This is a genomic window from Vibrio nigripulchritudo ATCC 27043 (genome assembly GCF_000222685.1).
In the GTDB taxonomy this organism is placed as follows: Bacteria; Pseudomonadota; Gammaproteobacteria; order Enterobacterales; family Vibrionaceae; genus Vibrio; species Vibrio nigripulchritudo.
Genome location: NZ_AFWJ01000243.1, coordinates 1 through 493 on the forward strand (window position 1 = coordinate 1; position 493 = coordinate 493).

Consider the following 493-nt stretch of genomic DNA (forward strand, 5'->3'; position numbering starts at 1 on the left):
GGTATAAGTCGCTTTGAAAACAGGGTTACACTGCATAGCAGACATCATCGCCATATACAGAACGGTTCGAACTTGCGCTCTTCCTCCTTGAATCACCTGCTTGCCTTTGTAACGCCCACTTTCTCGAGTAATTGGTGCAACACCAATGAGGGAGGCCGCTTGTTTGTTGATGATGCAACCCAGTTCGGGAACGTTGCTGATGATTGATGCAGCCGCGATGTTTCCAATGCCAGGAACACTTTGCAGGATGTCGTTTTTGGTCTGATAGTCTGGACATGATTCGATGAGTTCAACCAGCTTATCCTCGATGTTTGAAATCTGTTTTTTCATGGCAGTCAGCATTGGCTTGATGGTCGAATGGAGAGATTTGGGCAATACCTGAATACGGTTCTTCTCCATTGTTTGCATAGAGAGTAGCTGATTGCGACGTATGACTAAGTCACTCATCAATCGTATGTTTTCTGCTTTTATGATGGAGATGTTGGGCTTGATT

General features: G+C 45.0%; 1 protein-coding gene. It reads right to left on the reverse strand.

What is annotated here, in order from left to right:
• Positions 1–493 (reverse strand): IS110 family transposase (locus RH89_RS30170; protein WP_004404561.1); only part of this gene is annotated, 493 nt, incomplete at both ends.